The sequence below is a fragment of the Caulobacter sp. LjRoot300 genome, assembly GCF_964253875.1.
GTDB lineage: Bacteria > Pseudomonadota > Alphaproteobacteria > Caulobacterales > Caulobacteraceae > Caulobacter.
Genome location: NZ_CAXUSA020000002.1, coordinates 683,949 through 707,858, shown reverse-complemented (window position 1 = coordinate 707,858; position 23,910 = coordinate 683,949). Strand labels below are relative to the sequence as shown.

24 protein-coding genes are annotated in these 23,910 nt (G+C 69.8%); 12 read left to right on the top strand and 12 right to left on the bottom strand.

Annotated elements, in window-relative coordinates; all coding sequences use genetic code 11:
• Positions 1 to 40: 40 nt before the first annotated feature.
• Positions 41 to 658, top strand: a complete 618-nt coding sequence (locus ACSQ2G_RS08680; RefSeq protein ID WP_436030006.1) for an alpha-ketoglutarate-dependent dioxygenase AlkB — start codon at positions 41 to 43, stop codon at positions 656 to 658.
• Between the two features lie 196 nt (positions 659 to 854).
• Here the strand turns inward: ACSQ2G_RS08680 and dnaA are convergent, their stop codons facing one another.
• The 4 genes from dnaA to ACSQ2G_RS08660 form a co-directional block, all read right to left on the bottom strand.
• The gene (gene dnaA / locus ACSQ2G_RS08675) at positions 855 to 2,351 is read right to left on the bottom strand and encodes a chromosomal replication initiator protein DnaA (RefSeq protein WP_436030004.1); all 1,497 of its coding nucleotides are present in this window, start codon (positions 2,349 to 2,351) and stop codon (positions 855 to 857) included.
• Between the two features lie 421 nt (positions 2,352 to 2,772).
• The gene (gene rpsT, locus ACSQ2G_RS08670) at positions 2,773 to 3,048 is read right to left on the bottom strand and encodes a 30S ribosomal protein S20 (protein WP_028039687.1); all 276 of its coding nucleotides are present in this window, start codon (positions 3,046 to 3,048) and stop codon (positions 2,773 to 2,775) included.
• A gap of 137 nt (positions 3,049 to 3,185) precedes the next feature.
• Positions 3,186 to 3,974, bottom strand: coding sequence for an enoyl-CoA hydratase (locus tag ACSQ2G_RS08665; RefSeq protein ID WP_436030002.1), 789 nt, complete (start codon positions 3,972 to 3,974; stop codon positions 3,186 to 3,188).
• 87 nt (positions 3,975 to 4,061) lie between these two features.
• A complete protein-coding gene (locus ACSQ2G_RS08660; protein WP_436030000.1) occupies positions 4,062 to 4,955 on the bottom strand; it encodes a LysR family transcriptional regulator in 894 nt (297 codons plus the stop codon).
• A 101-nt stretch (positions 4,956 to 5,056) separates the two neighbouring features.
• On the opposite strand from ACSQ2G_RS08660, the gene ACSQ2G_RS08655 reads away from it, so the two are divergent.
• Entirely contained in the window at positions 5,057 to 5,935 is an 879-nt protein-coding gene (locus tag ACSQ2G_RS08655) for an SDR family oxidoreductase (RefSeq protein ID WP_436029998.1), read from the top strand.
• Positions 5,936 to 5,939: 4 nt separating this feature from the next.
• The gene (locus tag ACSQ2G_RS08650; RefSeq protein WP_436029996.1) at positions 5,940 to 6,419 is read left to right on the top strand and encodes an AtaL-like protein; all 480 of its coding nucleotides are present in this window, start codon (positions 5,940 to 5,942) and stop codon (positions 6,417 to 6,419) included.
• Positions 6,420 to 6,559: 140 nt separating this feature from the next.
• Here the strand turns inward: ACSQ2G_RS08650 and mutM are convergent, their stop codons facing one another.
• The gene (mutM, locus tag ACSQ2G_RS08645; protein ID WP_436029994.1) at positions 6,560 to 7,438 is read right to left on the bottom strand and encodes a bifunctional DNA-formamidopyrimidine glycosylase/DNA-(apurinic or apyrimidinic site) lyase; all 879 of its coding nucleotides are present in this window, start codon (positions 7,436 to 7,438) and stop codon (positions 6,560 to 6,562) included.
• Positions 7,439 to 7,612: 174 nt separating this feature from the next.
• On the opposite strand from mutM, the gene ACSQ2G_RS08640 reads away from it, so the two are divergent.
• The gene (locus tag ACSQ2G_RS08640; protein WP_436029993.1) at positions 7,613 to 8,371 is read left to right on the top strand and encodes a class I SAM-dependent methyltransferase; all 759 of its coding nucleotides are present in this window, start codon (positions 7,613 to 7,615) and stop codon (positions 8,369 to 8,371) included.
• Positions 8,372 to 8,418: 47 nt separating this feature from the next.
• On the opposite strand, the gene ACSQ2G_RS08635 is transcribed toward ACSQ2G_RS08640, so the two are convergent.
• The 3 genes from ACSQ2G_RS08635 to ACSQ2G_RS08625 all read right to left on the bottom strand — a co-directional run bounded on the left by ACSQ2G_RS08635 (position 8,419) and on the right by ACSQ2G_RS08625 (position 10,701).
• Positions 8,419 to 9,273: an NADPH-dependent F420 reductase gene (locus ACSQ2G_RS08635; RefSeq protein ID WP_436029991.1), complete on the bottom strand. Its 855-nt coding sequence runs from the start codon at positions 9,271 to 9,273 to the stop codon at positions 8,419 to 8,421.
• Positions 9,206 to 9,634: a MarR family winged helix-turn-helix transcriptional regulator gene (locus ACSQ2G_RS08630; protein ID WP_436029989.1), complete on the bottom strand. Its 429-nt coding sequence runs from the start codon at positions 9,632 to 9,634 to the stop codon at positions 9,206 to 9,208. Before ACSQ2G_RS08630 ends, ACSQ2G_RS08635 begins: the two co-directional genes overlap by 68 nt.
• A 188-nt stretch (positions 9,635 to 9,822) precedes the next feature.
• Entirely contained in the window at positions 9,823 to 10,701 is an 879-nt protein-coding gene (locus ACSQ2G_RS08625; protein WP_436029987.1) for an SDR family oxidoreductase, read from the bottom strand.
• A 126-nt stretch (positions 10,702 to 10,827) separates the two neighbouring features.
• On the opposite strand from ACSQ2G_RS08625, the gene ACSQ2G_RS08620 reads away from it, so the two are divergent.
• Positions 10,828 to 11,454: a TetR/AcrR family transcriptional regulator gene (locus ACSQ2G_RS08620; RefSeq protein WP_436029985.1), complete on the top strand. Its 627-nt coding sequence runs from the start codon at positions 10,828 to 10,830 to the stop codon at positions 11,452 to 11,454.
• Positions 11,455 to 12,085: 631 nt separating this feature from the next.
• Positions 12,086 to 13,606, top strand: a complete 1,521-nt coding sequence (gene ubiB, locus ACSQ2G_RS08615; RefSeq protein ID WP_436029983.1) for a 2-polyprenylphenol 6-hydroxylase — start codon at positions 12,086 to 12,088, stop codon at positions 13,604 to 13,606.
• Positions 13,607 to 13,710: 104 nt separating this feature from the next.
• Here the strand turns inward: ubiB and ACSQ2G_RS08610 are convergent, their stop codons facing one another.
• Positions 13,711 to 13,923 (bottom strand): hypothetical protein, encoded by a 213-nt coding sequence (locus ACSQ2G_RS08610; protein ID WP_436029981.1) that lies wholly within the window; start codon positions 13,921 to 13,923, stop codon positions 13,711 to 13,713.
• A 256-nt stretch (positions 13,924 to 14,179) separates the two neighbouring features.
• Complete coding sequence (locus ACSQ2G_RS08605) at positions 14,180 to 14,761, bottom strand: hypothetical protein (RefSeq protein ID WP_436029979.1); 582 nt, start codon at positions 14,759 to 14,761, stop codon at positions 14,180 to 14,182.
• A gap of 164 nt (positions 14,762 to 14,925) precedes the next feature.
• Between ACSQ2G_RS08605 and coaBC the strand changes: the two genes are divergently transcribed.
• The 6 genes from coaBC to ACSQ2G_RS08575 all read left to right on the top strand — a co-directional run bounded on the left by coaBC (position 14,926) and on the right by ACSQ2G_RS08575 (position 22,006).
• On the top strand, positions 14,926 to 16,146 hold the full coding sequence (coaBC, locus tag ACSQ2G_RS08600) for a bifunctional phosphopantothenoylcysteine decarboxylase/phosphopantothenate--cysteine ligase CoaBC (protein WP_436030555.1): 1,221 nt from the start codon (positions 14,926 to 14,928) through the stop codon (positions 16,144 to 16,146).
• Positions 16,143 to 16,601 carry a dUTP diphosphatase gene (gene dut / locus ACSQ2G_RS08595; RefSeq protein WP_436029977.1) on the top strand — a complete coding sequence of 153 codons (459 nt, stop codon included), beginning with the start codon at positions 16,143 to 16,145 and terminating at the stop codon, positions 16,599 to 16,601. Before coaBC ends, dut begins: the two co-directional genes overlap by 4 nt.
• Before the next feature lie 128 nt (positions 16,602 to 16,729).
• Positions 16,730 to 18,451, top strand: coding sequence for a S41 family peptidase (locus ACSQ2G_RS08590; RefSeq protein ID WP_436029975.1), 1,722 nt, complete (start codon positions 16,730 to 16,732; stop codon positions 18,449 to 18,451).
• Between the two features lie 206 nt (positions 18,452 to 18,657).
• The gene (locus ACSQ2G_RS08585; protein ID WP_436029973.1) at positions 18,658 to 19,776 is read left to right on the top strand and encodes an HlyD family secretion protein; all 1,119 of its coding nucleotides are present in this window, start codon (positions 18,658 to 18,660) and stop codon (positions 19,774 to 19,776) included.
• Between the two features lie 23 nt (positions 19,777 to 19,799).
• Positions 19,800 to 21,398: a DHA2 family efflux MFS transporter permease subunit gene (locus ACSQ2G_RS08580; protein ID WP_436029971.1), complete on the top strand. Its 1,599-nt coding sequence runs from the start codon at positions 19,800 to 19,802 to the stop codon at positions 21,396 to 21,398.
• Positions 21,398 to 22,006 (top strand): TetR/AcrR family transcriptional regulator, encoded by a 609-nt coding sequence (locus tag ACSQ2G_RS08575; protein WP_436029969.1) that lies wholly within the window; start codon positions 21,398 to 21,400, stop codon positions 22,004 to 22,006. Before ACSQ2G_RS08580 ends, ACSQ2G_RS08575 begins: the two co-directional genes overlap by 1 nt.
• A 12-nt stretch (positions 22,007 to 22,018) precedes the next feature.
• On the opposite strand, the gene ACSQ2G_RS08570 is transcribed toward ACSQ2G_RS08575, so the two are convergent.
• Together ACSQ2G_RS08570 and ACSQ2G_RS08565 are read right to left on the bottom strand one after the other, a co-directional pair.
• Positions 22,019 to 22,834, bottom strand: a complete 816-nt coding sequence (locus tag ACSQ2G_RS08570) for an enoyl-ACP reductase FabI (RefSeq protein WP_310080453.1) — start codon at positions 22,832 to 22,834, stop codon at positions 22,019 to 22,021.
• A gap of 183 nt (positions 22,835 to 23,017) precedes the next feature.
• Entirely contained in the window at positions 23,018 to 23,908 is an 891-nt protein-coding gene (locus ACSQ2G_RS08565; RefSeq protein ID WP_436029968.1) for a phytanoyl-CoA dioxygenase family protein, read from the bottom strand.
• Between the last annotated feature and the right edge of the window lie 2 nt (positions 23,909 to 23,910).

The following is a 23,910-nucleotide window of genomic DNA, read 5'->3' as shown; positions in this document are numbered from 1 at the left end:
CAACACGGACGCGGCGCGTCTGGCCCATTAAATCTGCGTAATGTTCAGATCGATCAATGTTCTGCCTGGTTTCGACCTCTGGCCTGGGGAGCTGGACCCCAAGGCCCAGGCCGATCTCGTGCGCCTGGCGACGGCGGCGCTCGAGACCGCGCCGCCCACGCACTACGAGACCCCCTACGGCAAGGCCATGAGCGTGGCCATGAGCAGCTTCGGCCCGCTGGGCTGGACCAGCGACAAGGCCGGCTATCGCTACGCCGACCGCCATCCGGGGACGGGCCAGCCCTGGCCGGCCATGCCCCAGGCCCTGCTCGACCTCTGGACGGCGCTGGGCGATCCGGAGGTCCCGCCGGACTCCGCCCTGATCAACCTCTATCGCGGCGAGGCCCGCATGGGCTTGCACCAGGACCGCGACGAGGCCGATCCGCGCTTTCCGGTGCTGTCGATCTCTCTCGGCGACACGGCGGTGTTCCGGATAGGCGGCCCGGCGCGCAAGGACCCGACCCGGTCGCTGAAACTGTCGTCTGGCGACGTCTGCCGGCTGTCCGGCCCGGCGCGCCTGGCCTTCCACGGCGTGGACCGCATCCTGCCGGGCTCGTCGGGGCTGGTTCCGGGGGGAGGGCGGGTGAACATCACACTGAGACGGGCGGCGCCCGCCTAAGGTCCTCCCCCTGTGGGGGAGGCGATCGCGAAGCGATCGGTGGGGGGAGTCTTGGGGGTATCGATCCGGGTTGCGGCCACGTTCCGATCAATCCCCCCTCCGTCGGCTTCGCCGACGACTCCCCCACAGGGGGAGGATCAAGAAAAAGGGCCGCCCAACCGGACGGCCCCTTGTTCATCCCGAAAGACTGAAACCCTCAGCCTCGCAGCTTGCGGGTGATGGTCTCCAGGTCCTGGCTCAGGACCGGGTCCTCGGCGCGCAGGGCCTCGATGCGGCGCACGGCGTGCAGGACGGTCGTGTGGTCGCGGCCGCCGAACCGCCGGCCGATGTCGGGCAGCGAACGGGTGGTCAGCTGCTTGGCCAGCCACATGGCCGCCTGGCGCGGGCGAGCGATGGCGCGGTTGCGGCGTTCGCTGAGCAGGTCGGCCTGCTTCATGCCGTAGTGCTCGGAGGTGGCCTTCTGGATGTCGTCGATGGTGATGCGCTTCTCGCCGGCCCGCAGGTGCGGCCGCAGGATCGCCTGGACCTCGTCCAGGGTCAGGCGCGAGACGCCTTCGCCGGCCCGGGCCGACAGGGTGTTGAGCGCGCCTTCCAGCTCGCGGACGCTGTCGGTGAAACGGTCGGCCAGGAAGTTCAGCACCTCGGTCCGCATCGTCGGCTCGAAGCCGTGCTGGCGCGACAGGGCCTGCAGCTTGCGGTCCAGGATGCCCAGGCGCAGGGCGCGGTCGGCCGGCTCCAGGCCGCAGACCAGGCCTGCCGACAGGTGCGAGCGCAGGCGGGCGTCCATCTCGGTCATGGCCGCGGGGGCCCGGTCCGAGGAGAACACCACCCGGCGGCCGTCCTCGACCAGGGCGGTCAGGGTGTGGAACAGCTCTTCCTGGCTCGACTGCTTGCCGGCGATGAAGTGCACGTCGTCGATGATCAGCAGGTCGGCGCCGCGCAGCTCTTCCTTGAAGGCCGTGGTCTGTCGATCCATCACCGCCCGCACGAAGGTCGACAGGAAGCGTTCGGCGGTCAGATAGACCACCCGCTTGGTCGGAGCCTGGCGCATGGCCTCCCAGGCCAGGGCGTTGAGCAGGTGGGTCTTGCCGAAGCCGTAGGGGCCGTGGAACAGCACCGGGTTGAAGTGGCCGTCGGCCCAGCTGGCCACCCGCCGCGCCACGGCGTGGGCGAATTCGTTGGCCGGACCCGGCACGAAGGTGTCGAAGGTGAAGCGTTCCTGCAGGCCCTGGACGGGCGAGGCCTTGGCGCCATGGCCCGAAGCCATGGCGGGCGCCAGGCCCGGCACGTCGCTGGACACCGGCAGCACGATCTCGATCGGCTCGGCCTTGGCTTCATAGCCGGAGGAGTCGACGCCGCCCGAAGCGCCGTTGGCGGCTTCGAATTCCAGGCGCGACTTGAGGTCCAGCCGGCGCGCGGTGGGGTCGTTGGCGGCCCACAGCTCGCTGACGCGACGCCAGGCGCTGCGGCGAATCCAGTCGCGGGCGATGCCCGTCGGCGTCACCACCACCACGTCGCCGGCCGCGCTCTCGCGCAGGACGGCGGGCGCGATCCACGAGCCGAAGGCCGCATCGCCCAGCTCGCGCTTCAGCACCAAGCAGACCTTGTTCCAGACGACGCCCGCGGGCTCGCAGGCAACCGTCGAGAACGCCGCCGAGAACTCTTGGGTCACTACCCCGCCTTTGGTCGTCATCGTCACCGCCTCGGTATTTGTCGTGTCATCCCCGATCGCCGCCCCCCAATGGCGCACGACCGCGTCCCCCAAAACCTTCGCTGTCCAGAAGACACAGGGGCTTGATCGGCGAACGCAAGGGTTCGGCCGCCGCCAGTGATCTCCATGGACTGGAAGAGCGTTGAGACGCTTAAACTAGCCAGCGGCCCCCGCCGGTCAAACGGAAAACTTGCGTCCGTCGGCGGATATTTCTGTTGACTCGACAGACGTCCGCGCCCGCCAAGGGAATGCTATTTCGGAGCCCGATGCTCAACCGTCGGAATGTCTCGTGGACAATCTCAAGTTTGAAAAAACGCAATAGAAAAAGCCGACCGAGTTTCCTCGATCGGCTTTTCTAAGTCTTTGATTTCGCTAGCCGAACAGCGTTCGGCAAGAAACTGGATTAGGCAGCGGCCTGATCAAGCTTCTTCAGGCGAGCCGCCAGGCGCGAAACCTTGCGCGAGCCGGTGTTGGGGTGGACGACGCCCTTGGAGACGGCGCGCATCAGTTCCGACTGCGCTTCGATGAACGCGGCCTTGGCGACGACCTTGTCGCCGGCGGCCAGGGCGTCTTCGAACTTGCGCAGGAAGGTGCGCACGCGCGAACGGCGAGCGGTGTTCACTTCGGTGCGACGGGCGATCTTGCGGATCGCTTTCTTGGCGCCGGGATTATTGGCCATTAGTTCGGACCTTCAAACGGACAGCCGCGCGGGCGGCCGCGAAGCAGGAGAAATCAAGAGCGCGCGGATATACGGGAACGGCCGCCTTGGGTCAATCGCCGAGCGCCCAGAATCTCGCGCGCCGGCCCGGCGGCGGTTCACGACCCCTTGAACGCCGGTTTGCGCTTCTCGACGAAGGCGGCCATGCCTTCCTTCTGGTCATCGAAGGCGAACAGCGAGTGGAACAGCCGCCGCTCCAGCGCAACGCCCGTACTGAGCGTCGTCTCGTAGGCGGCGTTGACCAGCTCCTTGTTCATCGCCGTGGCCAGCGGCGACTGGGCGGCGATCCTGGCGGCCACGGCCAGGGCCTCGTCGACCAGGGTGTCGGCCGGGAAGATCCGCGACGCCAGGCCGGCCCGCTCGGCCTCCTCGGCGCCCATCATCCGGCCGGTCAGGATCATGTCCATGGCCTTGGACTTGCCGACCAGGCGCGTCAGGCGCTGGGTGCCGCCGATGCCGGGGGCGACGCCGAGATTGATCTCGGGCTGGCCGAACTTGGCCGTGTCGGCGGCCAGGATGAAGTCGCACATCATCGCCAGCTCGCAGCCGCCGCCCAGGGCGTAGCCGGCCACCGCGGCGATGATCGGCTTGCGGGTCCCCTCGATCGCCCGGGCCCCGGCGGCGAAGAAGTCGTCCTTGAACATCTGGGCGTAGGACTTGTCGGACATCTCCTTGATGTCGGCCCCGGCCGCGAAGGCCTTGGCCGAGCCGGTGATGACGACGCAGCCGATCGCGTCGTCGGCCTGGGCCGCCGCCAGGGCCTGGCCCAGCTCAGCCAGCAAGGCGGTGTTGAGGGCGTTCAGCGCCTCGGGCCGGTTCAGGCGGATCAGGGTCACGCCGGGCGCGGCCTCGGGGGTCTCGACGATCAGGGTCTGGTACGCGGCCATCGGCGGGTCTCCTGTTGCGCGCCGCCGTTATAGAGCGCCGGACGGCGTTGGGGAGCCCCTGGGGAAGCGGGGGCCGCCGACCGCCCCTTACACCGCGATGAACGCGGCCAGTTCGTGCGGCTCGCCGGTGGGGAAGGCGGCCTTGAGGTGGTCGAGAAACGCCGAGACCCGCGCGCTGAGCAGGCGGCGCGACGGATAGAGCGTCCACAGGTGGATTTCCGGCCCGTCGACGTCGCCCCAATGGGCCAGGCGGCCGGCCGCCAGGTCGTGGCTGACCAGCGACACCGGAAGCCGCGCGACGCCGACGCCGGTCCGGACCGCGTCGCGGACCATGATCATCGACGACAGGCCCAGGACGGGATCGACCATCAGGGTCGAGCGTCCGGTCGCGCTCGCCACCCTCCAGGCCTCGGTTCCGGACCCTGTCCCGCGCACGACGGCGGGCACGGCCGAGCCGTCCGCCGGCCGGACAAGGTCGGGGCTGGCCACCACCACCAGGCGATCGCGCATGAAGGCGCGCCCGACCAGGGTCTCGTCCGGATTCGGATTCACACGGATCACCAGGTCGTAGCCTTCCTCGACCATGTCGACGGCCCGGTCCTCCGTCGTCACCTCCAGGCGGACCTCCGGATGTTTCAGGGTGAACTCGGCGGCCAGCCTGCCCATGGCGATCTGCGAGAACAGCAAGGGCGCGCTGACCCGGAGCAAGCCGCGCGGGGTGCTGCCGCCGGACGCGATCCCGGCGGCGGTCTCGTCGAGTTCCGTGAGCAGGGCGGCCGTCCGCTCGTGGAGCGCCCGTCCCTCCTGGGTGAGCTTCAGCGTCCGCCCGCCGCGCTCGAACAGGCGCAGGCCGAGGCTGGCCTCGAGCTCCGCGACCCGGCGCGACAGGGTCGCCTTGGGCCGTCCGGCGGCGCGGGCGGCGCGGCCGACCCCGCCATGCCGGGCCACCAGGTTGAAATCGGCGAGGGCCAGCCAGTCCATATGTTCCACCAGTGAGACGGAGTGTCCAAATCTAGCGGCTATTGGGCAAGCTGTGGATCACTAATTTGCCGGGTGTCACTTGAACCCCCGGAGATTTTCCCATGACCATCCTCGTTACCGGCGCCACCGGCCGTGTCGGCGGCCAAGTCGTCCAGCAACTCGTCCAGCGCGGCGCCGACGTGCGCGTGCTCGTCCGCGATCCCGCCAAGGCCGACTTCCCGGCCGGCGTGGAGGTCGCGCAGGGCGACCTGCTCGACATCGACGCCGTGCGCGCCGCCTTCAGCGGCGTGCGCACGCTGTTCCTGCTGAACGCCGTCGCCGCCGACGAATTCACCCAGGCGCTGATCACCCTGAACATCGCCCGCGAGTCCGGCGTCGAGCGGGTCGTCTACCTGTCGGTGATCCACGCCGACCGCTTCGTGAACGTGCCGCACTTCGCGGTGAAGGCCGGCGCCGAGCAGATGATCCAGCAGATGGGCTTTTCGGCCACGATCCTGCGCCCGGCCTACTTCATCGACAACGAGCTGACGATCAAGGACGTGGTCCTGAACCACGGCCTCTATCCGATGCCGATCGGCGGCAAGGGCCTGGCCATGGTCGACGCCCGCGACATCGCCGAGGTCGCCGCGATCGAGCTGATCCGCCGCGACCAGGCGCCCGGCAAGCTGCCGACCGAGACCCTCAACCTGGTCGGCCCCGACACCCTGACCGGCTCGGACGTGGCGGCGATCTGGTCGGACGTCCTGGGCCGTCCGGTCGCCTATGGTGGCGACGATCCGACCAGGTTCGAGCAGAATCTGAGCGCCTTCATGCCCAAATGGATGGCCTATGAGATGCGCCTGATGGCCGAGCGCTTCGTCGGCGACGGCATGCTCCCCGAGACCGGCGACGTCGAGCGCCTGACCGCCATCCTGGGTCGCCCGCTGCATTCGTATCGCGAGTTCGCGGCCCAGATCGCCGCGACCGCCGGCAAGGATTAGGGCCATGATCTATTCGACCGCCACCATCCCGGTGAACCCGGAAGGCGAGCCCAGGCTGACCCGCGCGCAAGCCTGGGCTGGCCTGGAGCTCAAGGCTCGCGACGCCCGTCTGTTCCTGCCGCCGGGCCTCTGCACCCGCTGCGACGTCGTGGAGGAAAGCGCGTCCCACTTCGTCCGCGACGCCACGATCGGCGGCGTCGACCTGCGCGAGATCGTCGCCCTGGAACCCCAAAGCAAGGTCACCTTCTTCCAGGCCGCGGGACCACGCGAAGGCGCCATCGTCAACGAACTCTTCGAGGACGAGGCCGGCGCGCTGCAGCTGCGCTTCTACTGCTATCTCGGCCTGCGCGGCAAAAAGCCGAACGGTCCGGAGGAGCAGGCCGAGCAGGCGCAGTTCGACGGCGACACAGGCTACCGGGCCGCCCTGTTGTCGACGCTGAAGCGCACCCGCGAACTGGTCGCCGAGGGCCAGCTGCAAGCCTGACAGCCCAGGTGAGGGACCACCTTCCCGAAGGCGGTCCCGCCTAGAGCATCGCGCGGAAAAGTGGATGCCGGTTTTCCGCAAAAGCGATGGGAAAACAAAAAGCTAGAGCAAGCCGTGCGATCCTTATCGCGCGGCTTGCTCTAGACCTGGCAGACCGGGCAGAAGAAGGTCGAGCGGCCGGCCTGAACCTCGCGGGCGATCACGCCCTTGCAGCCCGGCGTGGGGCAGGGCTGGCCCTCGCGGTCATAGACCCGGAAGCGGTGCTGGAAATAGCCCAGGGCCCCGTCGGCCGCCGCGAAGTCCTTCAGGGACGAGCCGCCGACCTCGACGGCCTCGGCCAGCACGGCCTTGATCGCCGCGGCCAGCGGGCCCAGCCGCTTGCCGGCGATCATCCCGGCCGGCTTGAACGGCGAGATGTGGGCCCGGTGCAGGGCCTCGCAGACATAGATGTTGCCCAGGCCGGCGACAGTCTTCTGGTCCAGCAGCAGGGTCTTGGGGCCCTGCTTGCGGCCGTTGAAGGCGGCGACCAGGGTCCTGGCGTCGAAGGCCTCGCCCAGGGGCTCGGGACCCATGGTCGCGAACCAGGGGTGGCGGTCGAGCCGGTCGGTGGCGATCAGGTCCATGAAGCCGAACCGGCGGGGGTCGTAATAGGTGACCACCGCCCCCTGCTCTCCGTTAGTGGCCTCGGTCTCGAACACCACATGGGCGTGCTTGTCGTCGGGCGTGACGGCGCGGGCGAAGTCGCCAGGGCGGGTCGAGCCCTCTGGAACCGCGATCTCGAAACGCCCCGTCATGCCCAGGTGCATCACCAGGGTGTCGCCCCGGTCGAGCGGGGCCAGCAGATACTTGGCCCGGCGGTCCAGGCGCAGGATCTTCGCGCCCGTCAGCCGCTGGACGAAGCCCTCGGGCAGGGGAAAGCGCAGGTCGGGACGGTTGGCGCGCACGCGGGCCAGACGCGCGCCGGCCAGGGCGGGCTCCAGGCCGCGGCGCACGGTCTCGACTTCGGGCAGTTCGGGCAAGGCGGACCTCGGGCGGGAAAGGGCCGCCAGATATCGGTCATTCGCGGCGCGGTTCCTAGGCCTCCCGGCGGCGTCCCGCGCAAAACCGGTGACGGACGGACACGGGCGGCTATAAGAACCTGACGACGGGGCCGTGCGCCACGAACCGTCCCCACGACTATTTCGAGCGATCGCATGACCAAGCCCGCCGCCACCTTCGGATTCAAGGACGTCGATCCCTCGGCCAAGGCCGGCCTGGTGCGCGGGGTGTTCGACCGGGTCGCCAAGAACTACGACCTGATGAACGACGTGATGAGCGGCGGGGTGCACCGGCTGTGGAAGGACGCGGTCGCCGCGCGCCTGAACCCCCAGCCGGGCGAGATCATCATCGACTGCGCCGGCGGCACCGGCGACATGGCCCGCCGCTTCGCCAAGATGGCCCGCCAGGCCCAGGAGCGCCGGGGCGGCCCGGACGCCGCCGTCCACATCATCGACTACAACGCCGAGATGATCGCCGCCGGGATCGAGAAGGGCGGCGCGCCCGAGATCACCTGGACGGTGGGCGACGCCCAGCGCCTGCCGCTGCCCGACGCCTATGCCGACGCCTATGTGATCTCGTTCGGCATCCGCAACGTCACCGACATCGACGCGGCCCTGCGGGAGGCCCGCCGCGTGCTCAAGCCCGGCGGCCGCTTCCTGTGCCTGGAGTTCTCCAAGCCGGTGACCGAGGCGCTGGCGAAGGCCTATGACGCCTATTCCTTCAAGTTGATCCCCCAGTTCGGCGAATGGCTGGCCAAGGACCGCGACGCCTATCAGTACCTGGTCGAGAGCATCCGCCGCTTCCCCGACCAGAAGACCTTCGCCGGCATGATGGAGAACGCCGGCTTCAAGCGGGTGACCATCACCAACTTCACCGGCGGCGTCGCGGCGATGCACCAGGGCTGGGCGATGTAGGGTCCGGGCCGGCGGGGGGTTTGGGGGCTCGCGCGCTCCGCTTCCGCCTAGCTCGGGGCGTTCACGACGCGGTTCGACGCCACGATGTCGGCGTGGGTGGGACTGGGCCCAAGCTTCGCAAGGGTCTCCATCATCGCGTCGCGCTTCGCCGCGGCCTCGCCGGGCCGCGCCAGGGCCAGGGCGTCGCGGGTCTCCTCCGCGTTCCAGTCGCAGCAGTAGACCGGCGTCGAGGGCTGCTGGCGCCAGGACTCGGCCAGGGCCCCGGCGTCGACGGGATCGAAGCCGACGTCGTTCACCAGGCCGGCGACGAGGGCCTTGGCGTCCGGATCGTCACCGGCGATCGCGACGGCCAGGCGATCGCTCGCGCCCGGGGGACGGCCCAGCTCGGCGAGGGAATAGGCCAGGATGTTGTTGAACGCCTTGACGACCGGGCGGCCGATCTGGCGCGATACCCAGACGCTCTCCACCATCCCGCCGTCGATCTCGGCGATCTGGGGGTCGCGCAGGCCGGGATAGTAGTTGCCGGTGTCGATCACCGGCGCCGCCGGCCGCAAGCCGTCGAACAGGTCCTTCGGCAGGTCGGCCACGGCGGGAAACGGGATGGAGAGGACGACCGCGTCCACGCCTTCGACCGCGCGCCGTATGTCGACCGGCGTCGCGCCGACCTTTTCGGCGAAAGCGCGAACGCCTTCGACACCGCGCGAGTTGGCGACGCGAACCTCGTGACCCGCCGCGCTCAGCTTGCCGGCCAGGGCGCCGCCGATGTTGCCCGTCCCGATGACGCCGATTTTCATGTTGTCTCTTTCCGCTAGGTGGAGGGTGTCAGCCGGCGCATCAGGCGCCTGGTCGTGTCGAGCCTCGAGGCACGATCGCCAGGGCGTCGAGGGTGCGTCTAAGGTCATCGAGACCCGCGTCGGTCAGCTGGCACGCCGTCTTGATCTGTCCGGTGACGCCGCGGACCGCCGCCTCCAGGGAACGACCGGCCGGCGTCAGGTCGACCATGACCCGGCGCTCGTCCTGGGAGTCCCGGGTGCGACTCACCCGCCCCGCCGCCTCCAGGCGCTTGACCAGCGGCGTGATGGTCCCGGTGTCCATGTCCAAGGCGGAGCCGAGCGCGCCCACGGTGCGCGGCCCGCCGTCCAGCAGCTCGAGGACGACCAGGTACTGGGGGAAGGTCAGCCCCAAGGGCTCCAGGATCGGCTTGTGCAGGCGCACCATGCGGTTCGCAGCGCTGTGGAGCGAGAAGGAGAGCTGGGTCGCCATGTTACGCCGTGTCACGTCTGTTTTCCTAGCGTACAATTATCTAGTGCTCTAGATAATGACTCTGGCGCGCACTTCAACCCGCCCGCCGGCATTCACCTCGCGACCAGCGCCGCAACCGGCTGCTGGCGCGACGCTCAGACGATGTGGAAGCGGAGCGGCAGGCAGGCGCTACCCGCCGCCCCGGCGCTTCAGATCATGCTCGACATGCCCATGGCGTTGAGGAGGCCGTTCTGGATCGGAGCCACGGCCGCGTTCAGCCGTTCGACGCCGAAATCCAGGCCCTCGGGCATGACGACCGTCCGCAACGGCCGACGGTCCGTGGTCTCGACCAGCCGGGCGACGGCGTCGGCGACCAGCTGGGGTCGGGGCGGATTGGCCGGATCGTCGCCGTCGCCGGCGTGGGCCTTGATCTGGCCTGGGATCGTCGCGACCTCGCCATAGGCCGCCAGCACGCCCTGGTCGGAGGGTTCCGGGCTGGATGGGAGAAGGTTGCTGGGGAACGGCCCCGGCTCGACGATGACCGAGTCGACGCCAAAGCTCGACAGTTCGTAGCGATAGGCTTCGGCCAGCGCCTCGAGCGCGAACTTGCTCGCCGAGTAGACGCCGAAGAAGGGGCCGATCACGCGTCCCATCAGGGACGTGACGTGGACGAGAAGCCCGCCGCCCGCGGCGCGCATGTGCGGCAGGACGGCGCGGTCGGCGCGCACGGCGCCGAAGAAATTGACCGCGAACTGCCGCTCGATGTCAGCCACCGTGTAGGCTTCGGTGATCCCGACCGCCATGACGCCGGCGTTGTTGACCAGCACGTCGATCTTTCCGTGCCGCGCGATGACCTGGTCGATCGTCGAATTGACCGACGCCTCGTCGGCGACGTCCATTTCGAGGACCTGCAGCGTATGGCCCCCCGCCTTCGCCGCTTCGACGAGTTCGCGCCGGACCGGGTCGTTTCGCCCGCCGACGTCGCGCATGGTCGCCACCACGACGTGCCCTCGCCTGGCGAGTTCCAGGGCCGTCAGCTTCCCGAACCCGCTGCTGGCGCCGGTCACAACGACAATTTTTCCGCTCATCGATCCTGTCTTTCCATCCGAGGGGGTGTCACGGATCAGGTAGACAGATCTGTCTGTCTTTGCCAAGGGAAAATAGACAGACTAGTCTGTTTGCGAAACCGACGGTTCGGGGCGCGAGGGGTGGACATGGCCGAGGTGACGGGGTTCGCAGACCTGGAGACGCAACCGCTGGCCGCCCTCGCCCCGCGAGAGCGGATCCTGAAAACGGCGTCGGACCTGTTCTACCGGTTCAGCGTCCACTCCGTGGGGATCGACCGCATCATCGCCGAAAGCGGCGTGGCCAAGATGACGTTCTACAAGCACTTTCCGTCGAAGGCCGATCTCGTCGCGACCTATCTGCGCCACAAGAGCGCCCTCTGGTTCCAGATGCTCGAAACGGCGACGGAACAACCCGGGCTCTCTCCGTCCGAGCGCATCCTCGCCATTTTCGACGCGCTGGACGGGCCTTTCCGCTCGCCGGCCTTCCGCGGCTGTCCCTTCGTCAAGGGAATGGCCGAGTTCGGACCGGACGCCGACGTCCCGGACGTCCAGGCGACCATCACCGCCTATTTCAAGGGCCTGCACGACCTTGTCGCCGCGCTCGTCGAGCCCTTGGGCCTGAGCAGGCCTGAAAGGACCGTGATGCAGATCCTGTCGCTGATCCAGGGCGCGATCGTGATGGCGCAATCGACCCGCGATCCGCTGGTGGCGGAGGCGAACCGCGACGCGGCCAGGCTGTTGATCGAGGACGCGGCGGCTAGCGCTGAAGCCTGAAGCTTCGCACGCCGGCTGGTGTCAGGCCGCCGTGTAGTGGGCGGCTCCGAAGCCATTCCAGGATTTCCGGCGTGGAAAGCGTTGGGGCGCGGGATCGGTAGAGATGGATCACTGCGCCTACGCTATCGCCCTCCTAGGCTCTGTGGGCAGTTGGCGGTCTTGGGCCGAATTCCTCATCCTTCGACAAGCTCAGAATGAGGAATTCTACTGAACCGCCCTACCAGCAGCCCTCATCCTGAGCCTGTCGAAGGACGAGGGCGGCGACCACCACGCTAGACGCCTAACTGGCCATGGCTCCTAGAGCATCGCGCGGAAAAGCGGACGCCGGTTTTCCGCAAAAGCGACGCGAAAACAAAAGTCTAGAGCAAGGGGCGCGATTCCTATATCGCGCCCCTTGCTCTAGAGCGCGCCTTCCCGAGAGTCCGTCCTGGAGCAGACGTTTTGACCGGCTGCCGAGGGCCGAACACCGACTTGATCATGTCGTGGCAAGGGTCTCGCGCGCCGCTTTTCGCGAGGCCCAGCCGGTCGGGGACGAAAGCGGCCTTGACCGGAGCGCGCGGAGCGGGCTTTCAGGCCGGGACATGAGCCTTTTCCCGCCTGCCCGTCGCCCGCCGATCGAGACCTTCGCCGCATGAGCCGGGTCGCCGCTAGCCTGCGCCTGATCGCCACCGGCTGGGCCCTGGTCCGGGCCGACGCCCTGGTCCCGCGCGAGGTCGAACCGATCCTGCCGCCGTCGGCGCGGCTGGCGGGACGGGTCCTGCGCCTGTTCGCCGGCTCGGCCGCCCGCAAGGGCCGACCGGGCGAGCGGCTGGCCCGGGTGCTGGAGCGCGAGGGTCCGGCCGCCATCAAGATGGGCCAGTTCCTGTCGACCCGCGCCGACATCTTCGGCGCAGCGTTCGCCGAGGACCTGTCGCACCTGAAGGACCGCCTGCCGGCCTTCCCGCTGGAGGTGGCCAAGGCCGAGGTCGCGCGCGGCCTGGGCGCGCCGCTGGACACCCTCTACGCCCGCTTCGACGCCTCGATCGCCGCCGCCTCCCTGGCCCAGGCCCACCCGGCCACTCTGCTGGACGGCACGAAGGTGGCGGTGAAGGTGCTGCGCCCCGGGATCGAGCAGCGCGTCGCCCAGGACAGCGCCGCCCTGCGCCTGGCCGCGGGCCTGGCCGACCGCCTGGTCCCGGCCGCCCGCCGCCTGCGGCCGCGCGAGTTCGTCGAGGTGGTGATCCGGGCCCTGGACCTGGAGCTGGATCTGCGGTTCGAGGCGGCCGGCTGCGCCGAACTGGGCGAGGCGATGAAGCGCGACCCCTACATGCGCGCCCCCGACGTGGTGTGGGACGGGGTCGGCAAGCGATTCCTAACCCTGACCTGGGCCCCGGGTCTGGCCCTGTCGGACCCCGCCGCCCTGGAGCAGCCGGGCCTGGACCGCAAGGCCTTGGCCGAGGCGGTGACGCGCGGCTTCCTGACCCAGGCCCTGGATCATGGCCTGTTCCACGCCGACCTGCACGAGGGCAACCTGTTCGTCAGCGCCCCAGTTCAGGGAGGGGGCGCCGCGATCGTCGCGGTCGATTACGGCATCCTGGGCCGCCTGGGTCCGGCCGAGCGCAAGTACCTGGCCGAGATCCTGTACGGTTTCCTCAATCGCGACTATCCGCGCGTGGCGGCGATCCATTTCGACGCCGGCTACGTACCCGCCCACCAGGACCGCGACGCCTTCGCCCAGGCCCTGCGGGCGGTGGGCGAGCCGGTGTTCGGCCGCGACGCCAGCGACGTGTCGATGGGCAAACTGCTGGCCCAGCTGTTCGAGATCACCGCCCTGTTCGACATGGCCCTGCGGCCCGAACTGGTGCTGCTGCAGAAGACCATGGTCACGGTCGAGGGCGTGGCCCGGCGCATCGACCCGACCCACGACCTGTGGGCCGCCGCCGATCCGGTGGTGCGCCGCTGGATCGCCCGCGAGCTGTCGCCGGCCGCCAAGGTCCGAGCCTTCGCCGACGAGGCCGCCCAGGCGATCCGCGCCCTGGCCCGCCTGGCCGAGGCGCCGACGCCGCCCGCCGTCGCCGTGGTCGAGCCCCGCCCCGCCCGGCCGCTGCTGTGGTTCCTGGCCGGCGCAGCGGTGGCGGGCCTGGCCTTCGCGGCGGGGGCTTGGTTGGTCTAGGGGCCTGGAGCGTTCATTGATCGCGCGCTGACGGCGCACCCTCGCCGTCCCGCCGACAAAGATCGTCGTCGTCGTTCATCCCGCCATTCTCGGGGGGCCATCGCCTAGGTCTCGCGCAGAAAATTGTCATCCCGGACAAGCTTGGCCAAGTCGAGCGCCGATCCGGGACCGCCGCGAGCGCCGAGTTCACGCCCTGGTCCCGGATCTTCGCGCTGCGCGCTACGTCCGGGATGACAGCCGTGTTTGGCATAGGCGATGAATCCTCCCTCTTCCGTCTGTTCGCTTCTGTTCAGATCCAGGACATCCGTGGCCAGCATCTCCGACCTTCCTTGGGAGAGCGGAAAATGCGTCACGTATGTCCCCGAACACCTATGGCGGATGTCCCCGGTCTGAACACCTTCCGGGCGAGGGCTCGGCCAAGCCGATGCTCCTGACACCGACAAGCTCGCCCAGGGGCGTTGCGCACCGCCCCTGGGTCCCAGTCGCCGACAGGGCCGACCGGGGTGACGAGGCGGGGTCGGCGCGGCCGCCCTCGCCTCGGCGCCTTCCCCCAGGCGCGCTTGTAGGAACCTCTTAGCTGTCGGCGCTTGCCGCCCGATCCCGCGTCGAGGCCGTCCGTCGGGACTGGCCGGTCTTCTGCATCGCCCAATAGGCCCCGCCGTCGTCGGGCTTGAACATGGTGCGCGGCGCCCCGGCCTTGGTGACCACCGCGAAGACGTTGGCCGCGGGGTCGTAGATCAGGGTGTCGCCATTGGCCCGAGTCAGGGTCTGGGCCCCGGCCGGGGGATGGGCGACGAAGGCGTGGGTCTTGCGCACATAGTCGTCGACGTCGACGGCGGCGAAGGCCGCGCCATAGCGCTCGAACCCGCGCTGGGCGTTCTCCTCGGCCGTGCGCGTGCGGTTGGCCGCCCACATCGGCTTGCCCGCCACTTTGCGGACCGGCGCGTCGCGCGGGTCGGGCCGGGTGGGCGCGCTATCATAGGCCCCGCCGCCATAGGAAGGCGCGTCGCGGTCGGACGCCGGCTCGGCGGCGGTGGCTACGTCGCCGGCCTTGGGCGCCTTCACCGCCGACGCGCCGCCGTCACAGGCGGCCAGACCCAGGGCCAGGCCGGCGGCCGCCGCGGCCGGAAACCAGGATGCACGCCGTATCGTCATGATCGATCTCCGAATGTTTCCTCTACTTTGGAGAGTAAGAACGAAGACGGAACGGATGTCGAGTCCCCGTTAAGGTTTTTTGCGCGTGGGGGCTTACGCTCGACGCCGCGTCGCTCTATGCGCCTGGGGGAGACGCGCCGGAGGCCGACCCCATGACCGACTCCATGACCGACTCCACGACGACCAGGCGAGTTCTTCTGATCGTCGGCGGCGGCATCGCCGCCTACAAGGCGCTGGAGCTGACGCGCCTGCTGCGCAAGGCCGGAGTGGCCGTGCGCCCGATCGTGACCAAGGCCGGCGCCGAATTCGTCACCCCCCTCACCCTGTCGGCCCTGGCCGAGGACAAGGTCTATGGCGAGCTGTTCTCGCTGACCGACGAGGCCGAGATGGGCCATATCGAGCTGTCGCGCTCGGCCGACCTGGTGGTGGTGGTCCCGGCCACCGCCGACCTGATCGCCAAGGCCGCCCACGGCCTGGCGGGTGACCTGGCGTCCACCACCCTGCTGGCGACCGACAAACCCGTGCTGATGGCCCCGGCCATGAACGTGCGGATGTGGCTGCACCCGGCGACCCGACGCAACATCGAGACCCTGAAGGCCGACGGCGTGCTGTTCGTCGGGCCGGACGACGGGGCCATGGCCTGCGGCGAGTTCGGCCCCGGCCGCCTGGCCGAGCCGCCGGTGATCTTCGAGGCGATCATGGCGGCCCTTGAAGGGCCCGCTGCGCGACCTCTAGCCGGCAAGCACGCCCTGGTCACCGCCGGTCCGACCTTCGAGCCGATCGACCCGGTGCGCGGGATCACCAACCGCTCCAGCGGCCGCCAGGGCTACGCCATCGCCGCCGCCCTGGCCAGGCTGGGCGCGCGGGTCACCCTGGTCAGCGGCCCCGTGGCCCTGCCCACCCCGCTCGGCGTCGACCGGGTCGATGTCGAGACCGCCCGCGACATGCTGGCCGCTTGCCAGGCCGCCCTGCCCGCCGACGTCGGGGTGTTCGTGGCCGCCGTCGCCGACTGGCGCATCGACGAGGTGTTCGGCGTCAAGCTGAAGAAAGACAAAGGCGGGCCGCCGGCCCTGACCTTCGTCGAGAACCCGGACATCCTGGCCACCCTGTCGGCCTCCGGGCCGAGGCGTCCGAAACTGGTGATCGGCTTCGCGGCCGAGACCAACGACGTCGAGGCCCACGCCCGCGCCAAGCTGGCGCGCAAGGGCTGCGACTGGATCATCGCCAACGACGTCACCGAGCCCGGCGTGATGGGCGGCGACGAAAACGCCGTCCTGCTGATCTCCAAGCACAAGACCGAACGCTGGACCCGGGCCGCCAAGGACTCGGTGGCCCGCGACCTCGCCCAACGCATCGCCCAATACCTGACAACGAGCCTTTCATGACCACGCCGCACATCCCCGTCGTCCAGCTGCCCCACGCCCAGGGCCTGCCCCTGCCCGCCTACGAGACCAACGGCGCGGCCGGCATGGACCTGCGGGCGGCGGTGGCCGAGGACGCGCCGCTGGTGCTGAAGCCCGGCGCCCGGTTCATGGTCCCCACCGGCCTGGCCTTCGCCGTGCCGCTGGGCTTCGAGGCCCAGGTGCGGCCGCGCTCGGGCTTGGCGGCCAAGGCCGGCGTCACCTGCCTGAACACCCCCGGCACCATCGACAGCGACTATCGCGGCGAGGTGAAGGTGATCCTGATCAACCTGGGCGAGGAAGACTTCACCATCCGCCGCGGCGACCGCATCGCCCAGCTGGTGATCGCCCCGGTCGTCCAGGCCTCGTGGGGGCTGACGACCAGCCTGGACGAGACGGCGCGCGGCGCGGGCGGCTTCGGCTCGACCGGCGGGCGCTAGGCGCATGGCGGGGACCACGCGTCGGATCCAGAGCGCAAGGAAAATCTACCCAGGGCTGTGAAGAGCCACAGTTTCGCCCCAACGCCGCTTTCAAGTGACGCTTGGGGGGCGGAGCTAGGGACACACCCATGAACCGCCGGGAGATACTGACCGCCCTGCCGATCGCGCTGGTCGCGTCGCAGGCCGCCGCCGCGACCGAGGCGCCCCACGCGCTGTCGACGCGCGGCGAGGCCAACCTGACCGCCTTCGCGCGCCTGCTCGCCTATGTCCGCTTCTTCCACCCGACCGACGAGGCCGCCGCGACTGATTGGAACGCGCTGGCGGTCTCGAACGTCGAAGCCGTCGAGGCGGCGCGCTCGCCGGCCGGACTGGTCGGACGCCTCGACGCCGTGTTCCGGCCGATCGCCCCGACCTTGAAGCTATATGCGACCTCGACGCCGCCCGCCGCCCGGCCGAACGCACCGCCAGCGGCCGGAACGCTGGTCATGTGGAAGCATTGGGGCGTGGCCCTGACCTCGCCTTCCACCTACAATGCCGCCCGGGTGGCGGTCGCGGACGGCCAGTCCAAGGTGCTGCCGCTGGTCCTTGGCGGCGGCGTCAGCGCCCTGATGCCGACGACGGCCCACGCCGAGCCCGCCGCGTTCGAGGCTCCGACGATGGCGGCCGCCGCGACCGCGGCCCGCGCCTATTCGGCGGACGAGCGCCGGGTGCACCTCTCGGCCGTGATGCTGACCTGGGGCGTTCTGCACCACTTCTATCCGTACTTCGACACCGCGGGCGACTGGGATGCGGCGCTGTCCGAGGGCTTGCGGAGCGCCGCCAGGGATCCGGACGGACAGGCTTTCCGCCTGACGCTGGCGCGCATGGTCGCCACGCTCCGCGACGGCCACGGCAACGTCTATTATCGATCGGCCGAAAAGGGGCTGCCCATTGGCTGGTCGTGGATCGAGGACCAGCTGGTGATCACCGCCCTCCCCGACGACGCCAAGGACTTGTTGGTGGGCGCCGTGGTCACGCGGGTCGACGGCGTCGACGTGCGCCAGCGGCTCGCGGCGCTGGACCCGGAAATCTGCGCGGCCACACCGCAGTGGCTGCGGTTCAAGTCGCTGCGGCGCCTGCAGGAGCGTCCCGACGGGACGCCCGCCGTTCTCCAGGGCGAGACGCCGGACGGACGACCGTTCACGGCGAGCCTCGCGGCGGCGCCGTGGAAGACGGTATATGCCCTGGCGTCGAAGTCGGCCCGCGTCAACTTCTCGGAGCCGAGGCCGGGCGTCGTCTATGTGGACCTGGCCCGGGTCACCGACGACGATCTTCGGACGCGGATGCCTCAACTGACGGCCGCGCGAGGGATCGTCCTCGACGACCGGGGCTACCCGTCCGGGCCGGCGAGGATGCTGCTCTACCATCTCAGCGACCGGACCTTGCATTCGGCGCGGTTCGAGAAGCCGATCGTCACCGAACCGGACGGCCGGAACGTGGTCTTCGACGGCGAGGGCAGTTGGGTGATGGCGCCGCTCAAGCCACGTTTTCCGGGAGGCCTGGTGCTACTGACCTCAGGCGGCTCGATCAGCTACGCCGAAAGCTGGGCGGGCACGTTCGAGGGCGAAAGGCTGGGTCCGATCGTCGGCGGGCCGACGGCAGGTACAAACGGCAACATCAACCAGCTTTGGCTGCCGGGCGGCTATCTGGTGGTGTTCACCGGTATGCGGGTCCGCAAGCAGGACGGCTCGCGCCACCACGGCGTCGGGATCATTCCGACCGTTCCCGTCGCGCAGACGCTGGCGGGCCTTCGGGCCGGCCGCGACGACGTGCTCGAGCGCGGCGCCGCCCTGGCGGCCGGAGACGTCTAGTCATTCACGACGAGGATCGTCGCTTCCAAAAACGACGATCCTCGCAGCCGCCGCACAAGGCCGCTCGCGCGACCTGATGACGCGACCTTGAGTTTTCCTTCCGCACCCGGTTGATTTCTGGACGGATGCGTCCATTTATCCCTTGCCCGGGACGAAGGTCCGATATATCGCCCGGTCCATCGGGTTGAACTCGGGATCCCTCGTCCATGGCCGCCGCCCCCAACAAGAAGCTCGTTCCCCTGATCGTCGGCGGCGTCGCCGTCGTGGCGCTGGTCGTCGGCGGCGGGCTGTGGTTCGTCGACAAGCAGCGCTACGAGAGCACCGACAACGCCTTCGTCCAGGCCGACACCGTGCAGGTCAGCCCGCAGGTCTCCGGCTATGTCGCCGAGGTTCTGGTGGCCGACAACCAGCGCGTCGAGGCCGGCCAGGTCGTCGCCCGCATCGACCCCGCCCCGCTGCAGGCCAAGCTGGACCAGGCGATCGCCAACGCCCAGGCGCTGGAAGCCGCCGTCACGGGCGTCGACGACAAGGCCGTCCTGGAACAGGCGATGATCGCCCAGCGCGCCGCCGGGGTGGCCAGCGCCCAGGCCGACCAGGGCCGCGCCAAGGCCGACCTGGTCCGCTACGACGCCTTGGCCCAGCAGGGTTGGGTCTCGACCCAGAAGGTCCAGACCACCCAGGCTGCCGCCGCTCAGTCGGCCGCCGCCGTCCAGAGCGCCCAGGCGGCCTTGGAGGCCGAACGCCGCGCCGCCCAATCCCTGGGCTCGGCCCGCGCCCAGACCGTGGCCCAGGCCGCCGCCGCCAGGGCCGCCGTCGAGCAGGCCCGCATCGACCTGGACCGCACCGTGATCCGCGCCCCCGCCGCCGGCGTGGTCGGCGCTCGCGCCGTGCGGCCCGGCCAGCTGGTCCAGCCCGGCGTGGCCCTGATGTCGATCGTCCCGGTCGGCCAGGGCTATATCGTCGCCAACTTCAAGGAGACCCAAGTCGGCCGCCTGCGCGTCGGCCAGCCGGTCGAGATCCACGCCGACGCCTTCGGCAAGAGCGTGATCCACGGCAAGCTGGACAGCTTCGCCCCGGCCACCGGCCAGGAGTTCGCCCTGATCCCGGTCGAGAACGCCGTCGGCAACTTCACCAAGATCACCCAGCGCCTGCCGGTGAAGATCGTGGTCGACCGGTCGCCGCTGGGCTCGGCCCTGCGCCCCGGCCTGTCGGTCGACGTCAAGGTCGACGTCCGCGACCGCTCGGGTCCGACCTTCGCCGAGGCCGGCCTGCCCGGCGCGGCCCAGTATGCCCAGAAGAGCCCGGCGGGAGCCCAGGCGCGCTGACGCGCGCCGCTCGGATCGCCGCCATGACCGACGCCGCCCTCCCCGCCCGGTCCGCGCCCCCCGCCGCCAAGCCGGCGGCCGACATCGACTGGGGCAAGCTGCTCCTCGGCTTCGGGGCCATGGTCATCGGCCAGTTCATGGCCATCCTCGACATCCAGATCGTGGCGGCCTCGCTGCCGCAGATCCAGGCCGGGGTGGGCGCCAGCGCCGACCAGGTCAGCTGGATCCAGACCGCCTACCTGATCCCCGAGGTGGTGATGATCCCGCTGTCGGGATACCTGTCGCGGCTGTGGGGGACGCAGCGCGTCTACCTGATGTCGTGCACCGGCTTCATCGTCATGAGCGTGCTGACAGGCCTGTCCTCGTCGATCGACATGATGATCCTGACCCGGGCCCTGCAGGGCTTCATCGGCGGGGCGATGATCCCGACGGTGTTCGCCGTGGCCTTCACCGCCTTCCCGCCCGAGCGGCGGGTCACGGCCAGCGTGATCATGGGCCTGATCGTCACCCTGGCCCCGACGGTCGGCCCGACCCTGGGCGGCCACCTGACCGAGTGGCTCAGCTGGCGCTGGCTGTTCTTCATCAACGTGCCGACTGGTCTGGTCGTGCTGTTCGGCGTGGCCCGCTGGGGCCAGTTCGACAAGGGCGACCCCAGCCTGGCCAAGGGCTTCGACTGGTTCGGCCTGGCGGTCATGGCCACCTTCCTGATGAGCATGCAGTTCGTGCTGGAGGAGGGCTCCAAGGACGGCTGGTTCGAGGACAGCGGCATCCTGGGCCTGGCGGTGCTGGCCTGCGTCGCCGGCGTGGTCTTCGTCTGGCGGTCGCTGAGCTATCGCAACCCGATCGTCGAGCTGCGGGCCTTCGCCAACCGCAATTTCAGCGTCGGCGTGGCCATGACCGCGGTGTCGGGGGCCAGTCTGTTCGGCGGCACCTTCCTGCTGCCGCAGTTCCTGGGCCGGGTGCGGCACTATTCGGCCTCGGAGGTCGGCACCACCATGGTGGTCTCGGGCCTGTCGATGTTCGCCACCGGGCCGATCGCCGGCCGGCTGGTGCGCCAGATGGACCCGCGCATCCCGATGTGCATCGGCTTCATGCTGGCGGGTTTCGGCATGTACATGGCCCATGGCGTGACCAAGGACTGGGGCTTTTGGGAGTTCGCCGGGGTCCAGGCCTGCCGCGGCGTGGGGGTGATGATCGCGATGATCGCCACCCAGCAGGTGACGATGAGCACCCTGCCGCCGCACATGGTCAAGAACGCCTCGGGCCTGGTGAACCTGGCGCGCAACACCGGCGGCGCGGTCGGCCTGGCCCTGCTGGCCACGACGATCACCAACCAGACGGCGCTGTACTACATGGGCCTGTCGGACGAGCTGGGCCAGAGCGACGCCCGGATCGCCGGCATGATGACGGGCCTGGCCGCGCGCATGCAGCAGCTGGGCGTCGCCGATCCGGACGGCGCCACGCGCAAGGCCATCGGCGGCATGCTCAGCCAGCAGGCCACGGTGCTGGCCTTCGGCGACAGCTTCACCCTGCTGGCCTATGGCTGCTTCGTCGCCGCCGTCGTCTCGCTACTGGCCAAGCCGGCCAGGAACGCCCCTCCCCCACCTTCGGACGCCCACTGATGCCTAGAGTCGCCGGACAGATCGACGTCGCCAAGACCGAGGCCATTCTCGACGCCGCCGTCGAGGTGATCGGCCAGCGCGGCCTGGGCGCGCCGATGGAGGCCATCGCCAAGCGGGCGGGCGTCTCCAAGCAGACCGTCTACAACCACTACGGCTCCAAGGCCGAGCTGGTCCGCGCCCTGATGGGCCGCCGCGTGGCGGCGATCACCGCCCCGCTGCGCGAGCCCGGCGCCATCGACAATCCCGGCGAGGCCCTGGAGGCCTACGCCCGCTCGATGCTGGAGACGGTGATCACCTCCAAGAGCTATTCGGTGCTGCGGGTGATCATCCAGGGCGCGGGCGAGATGCCCGACGTCGCCCAGGAGGTGTTCGAGGCCGGGCCCCGCCAGGCCCGCCGCCAGCTGGCCGCGTTCCTGGAGATGGAAACCCAGCTCGGCCGCCTGAAGGTCGAGAACTTCGATCAGGCGGCCGAGTTCTTCTCGGGCATGGTCATGGGCCAAAGCCAGCTGCGGGCCCTGCTGCGCCTGCCGTCCGACAAGACGGCGGCGGAGTTCAACGACGTCGCGCGCGAGGCCGCCAGGCGCTTCATGCGCGCCTACGCCCCGTAGACGGCGGCTAGGCTAGCCCTCCGCCTCGTCGGGCATGCCCATCATGTGGAAGCCCGCATCGACGTGGACCACCTCGCCGGTGGTCGAGCGGCCCAGGTCCGAGACCAGCCACAGGGCCGCGCCAGCGACGCCTTCCATTGAGGTGTCTTCCTTCATGGCGCTGAACGCCCGGCCCTGGGCGATCATGCCGCGGCCGCCGGCGATGCCGGCCAGGGCCAGGGTGCGCATGGCGCCGGCCGAGATGGCGTTGCAGCGGATGCCCTTGGGACCCAGGTCGCGGGCGATGTAGCGGGTCGCCGCCTCCAGCGCGGCCTTGGCCACGCCCATGGTGTTGTAGTTCGGGATGGTCCGCTCCGACCCCAGATAGGTCATGGTGATCAGCGAGCCGCCGTTCGGCATCAGCTTGGCGGCGCGCTTGGCGACGTCCACGAAGCTGAAGGCCGAGATGTTCATGGCCAGCAGGAAGCCGTCGCGGGTGGTGTTGTCGACGAACGAGCCCTTCAGCTCGTCCTTGTTGGCGAAGGCCACCGAGTGGACGACGAAGTCGATCGTGCCGAACTTCTCTTCGATGGCGGCGAAGGCCGCGTCCATCGAGGCGTCGTCGGTGACGTCGGCCGGGACCAGGGTGGTGACGCCGATGCTCTCGGCCAGCGGCCGCACCCGGCGCTCCAGGGCCTCGCCCTGGTAGGTGAAGATCATCTCCGCGCCCTGGGCGGCGAGCTGGGAGGCGATGCCCCAGGCGATGGAGTTGTGATTGGCCACGCCCATGACGAGGCCCTTCTTGCCCCGCATCAGCTCGCCCTTGGGGAATGCGTATTCGTCGGCCATCGGTTGGCTCTCCTGGAATCCTTGAGCGCTAGCTAGCAGGAGGAGTCTTCCTGCGGAACCCTTCAGACCGCATCGATGTCGAGGCTGGCCGGCGGCAGGCCGGCCTGGGCCCGGGCGCGGAAGGCTCGAAAGCCGCCTCGGCGTTCCGTCCGGCCCGATGCAGGTCGAGCGCTCGTCGGGCGTTCAAAACGCCCGGGTCCGCCGCAGCAGCCGGTTGATCACCGCCGCGCCGAACGCCTTGATCGGCACGGGCGCACGACGGCCGTCCCGGCGCGGCCACACCCAGCCGCCACCGACCCGAGCCGGCAGCCGCGTGGCGGGTCTGTCGGTCTTGGAGTGCATCGGCGTGTAGTAGAGGCAGTCCTCGAAATAGAAGTGGATCACCAGGGAGCGTCGGGTGGAGTCCGGATCGACGATCGCCGATCCGCCGTGCGCGAGGTCCGCCGCCCACACCGCGATCTGGCCCTTGCGCAGCATCGCCGGCCGGGCCGCCAGCCCGTGTGTCTCCAGGTCGGCGGCCAGCGCCTCGCCGTGATGGTGGTGATAGGTGTCGATCGTTGCATCACCCGCGCTCCGCGCCCTCGGGGACAAGCGGTGGCTGCCCGGATAATAGATCAGGGGCCCGGCGCCGGGCTGGACATCCTCCAGGGCGACCCAGACGCCGCACATGAAGCCGGCCGGGCGGCTCTGGAAGTGCATGGAGTCGGCGTGCGGGTCCTGTTGGCTGCCACGCCTGAAATTGATCGTCTGGAAGGCGAAGGGCGCTCGGCCGTAGGCGAGGGCCAGCAAGGCCTTCAGGTCCGGCCTGCCGGCGATGGCGCGCACGGCGGGGGAGCGCCTCCAGGCCTCGTGCACCCGCCCGACCTTGTCGTCGCGGAACATCGACTCGGTCTCCGCGACCGCCTGGTCGCAGAGCGCGGCCATGTCTTCGCCCAGGTCGAGGATCGCCAGCCCGTCACGGGCCAGGTCGCGGGCGAACGCAGCCACGCCCGGCGAGGCCCGGCTTCGCGACAGATAGGTCTCGAGATCCGGACTGTGGACCCAGGGGACCGCCGGAGCGGCTGCGGAGGTCATGC

What these genes read in the sequence shown, in the direction of transcription:
- ACSQ2G_RS08640 (WP_436029993.1), top strand. Translation starts at nt 7,613, where the DNA reads ATGACCAAGCCCGCCGCCACCTTCGGATTCAAGGACGTCGATCCCTCG.
- ACSQ2G_RS08610 (WP_436029981.1), bottom strand. Translation starts at nt 13,923, where the DNA reads ATGCTGGCCACGGATGTCCTGGATCTGAACAGAAGCGAACAGACGGAA.
- ACSQ2G_RS08630 (WP_436029989.1), bottom strand. Translation starts at nt 9,634, where the DNA reads ATGGCGACCCAGCTCTCCTTCTCGCTCCACAGCGCTGCGAACCGCATG.
- ubiB (WP_436029983.1), top strand. Translation starts at nt 12,086, where the DNA reads ATGAGCCGGGTCGCCGCTAGCCTGCGCCTGATCGCCACCGGCTGGGCC.
- ACSQ2G_RS08570 (WP_310080453.1), bottom strand. Translation starts at nt 22,834, where the DNA reads ATGGCCGACGAATACGCATTCCCCAAGGGCGAGCTGATGCGGGGCAAG.
- coaBC (WP_436030555.1), top strand. Translation starts at nt 14,926, where the DNA reads ATGACCGACTCCACGACGACCAGGCGAGTTCTTCTGATCGTCGGCGGC.
- dnaA (WP_436030004.1), bottom strand. Translation starts at nt 2,351, where the DNA reads ATGACGACCAAAGGCGGGGTAGTGACCCAAGAGTTCTCGGCGGCGTTC.
- ACSQ2G_RS08655 (WP_436029998.1), top strand. Translation starts at nt 5,057, where the DNA reads ATGACCATCCTCGTTACCGGCGCCACCGGCCGTGTCGGCGGCCAAGTC.
- ACSQ2G_RS08660 (WP_436030000.1), bottom strand. Translation starts at nt 4,955, where the DNA reads ATGGACTGGCTGGCCCTCGCCGATTTCAACCTGGTGGCCCGGCATGGC.
- ACSQ2G_RS08620 (WP_436029985.1), top strand. Translation starts at nt 10,828, where the DNA reads ATGGCCGAGGTGACGGGGTTCGCAGACCTGGAGACGCAACCGCTGGCC.
- ACSQ2G_RS08605 (WP_436029979.1), bottom strand. Translation starts at nt 14,761, where the DNA reads ATGACGATACGGCGTGCATCCTGGTTTCCGGCCGCGGCGGCCGCCGGC.
- ACSQ2G_RS08580 (WP_436029971.1), top strand. Translation starts at nt 19,800, where the DNA reads ATGACCGACGCCGCCCTCCCCGCCCGGTCCGCGCCCCCCGCCGCCAAG.
- ACSQ2G_RS08625 (WP_436029987.1), bottom strand. Translation starts at nt 10,701, where the DNA reads ATGAGCGGAAAAATTGTCGTTGTGACCGGCGCCAGCAGCGGGTTCGGG.
- ACSQ2G_RS08575 (WP_436029969.1), top strand. Translation starts at nt 21,398, where the DNA reads ATGCCTAGAGTCGCCGGACAGATCGACGTCGCCAAGACCGAGGCCATT.
- ACSQ2G_RS08680 (WP_436030006.1), top strand. Translation starts at nt 41, where the DNA reads ATGTTCAGATCGATCAATGTTCTGCCTGGTTTCGACCTCTGGCCTGGG.
- ACSQ2G_RS08565 (WP_436029968.1), bottom strand. Translation starts at nt 23,908, where the DNA reads ATGACCTCCGCAGCCGCTCCGGCGGTCCCCTGGGTCCACAGTCCGGAT.
- ACSQ2G_RS08635 (WP_436029991.1), bottom strand. Translation starts at nt 9,273, where the DNA reads ATGACCTTAGACGCACCCTCGACGCCCTGGCGATCGTGCCTCGAGGCT.
- rpsT (WP_028039687.1), bottom strand. Translation starts at nt 3,048, where the DNA reads ATGGCCAATAATCCCGGCGCCAAGAAAGCGATCCGCAAGATCGCCCGT.
- ACSQ2G_RS08650 (WP_436029996.1), top strand. Translation starts at nt 5,940, where the DNA reads ATGATCTATTCGACCGCCACCATCCCGGTGAACCCGGAAGGCGAGCCC.
- ACSQ2G_RS08585 (WP_436029973.1), top strand. Translation starts at nt 18,658, where the DNA reads ATGGCCGCCGCCCCCAACAAGAAGCTCGTTCCCCTGATCGTCGGCGGC.
- ACSQ2G_RS08590 (WP_436029975.1), top strand. Translation starts at nt 16,730, where the DNA reads ATGAACCGCCGGGAGATACTGACCGCCCTGCCGATCGCGCTGGTCGCG.
- ACSQ2G_RS08665 (WP_436030002.1), bottom strand. Translation starts at nt 3,974, where the DNA reads ATGGCCGCGTACCAGACCCTGATCGTCGAGACCCCCGAGGCCGCGCCC.
- dut (WP_436029977.1), top strand. Translation starts at nt 16,143, where the DNA reads ATGACCACGCCGCACATCCCCGTCGTCCAGCTGCCCCACGCCCAGGGC.